This is a genomic window from Mesorhizobium escarrei (genome assembly GCF_935825525.1).
Classification (GTDB): domain Bacteria; phylum Pseudomonadota; class Alphaproteobacteria; order Rhizobiales; family Rhizobiaceae; genus Mesorhizobium; species Mesorhizobium escarrei.
The window spans coordinates 229-767 of sequence record NZ_CAKXZT010000145.1 but is presented as its reverse complement, the minus strand read 5'-3'; the positions used below and the strand labels follow the sequence as shown (position 1 = coordinate 767).

Genomic DNA, 539 nt, shown 5'->3' with positions numbered 1-539 from the left:
AGCGGCCTGACGCAATTCGGCCGGGCGCTCTATGAGCTCAACATAGACATCATCTGCGCCAACTCGAGCGCGCCAACCAGACGCTGCAGGACCGGCTTGTGAAGGAGCTGCGCCTGCGCGGCATCAGCACGATCGAGGCGGCCAACGCCTATGCGGCTGAGTTCATGGCGGACTTCAACGCACGCTTCGGCAAGGAACCCCGCAACCCGAAGGACATGCACCGTCCCCTCGCCGATCATGAGAACCTGGACGGCGCCCTGTGTCGCAAGGAGATCCGCACGCTGACGCAGGCTTTGACGCTGCGCTACGATAAGGTGATGTTCATCTCCATCCGACCGACACGGCGAAGAAGCTTGCCCGCAAAAAGGTGGTTGTCTGCGACTATCCGGACGGACGTCTCGAGATCATTCATGAGGGCATCGCTCTGCCTACAAGGTCTTCGATGAGCTGCGTTCGGTTCACCGGTCGGCAATCGTTGAGAACAAGCGGCTCGACGCTGCCTTGGAGAAGGTTGCCGAGATGCAGGTCGGCCGCGATCT

General features: G+C 61.0%; 1 pseudogene. It reads left to right on the top strand.

The window, feature by feature from the left end:
• A pseudogene (locus NMG80_RS24410) lies at positions 1-539 on the top strand (transposase family protein); the annotation flags it as partial.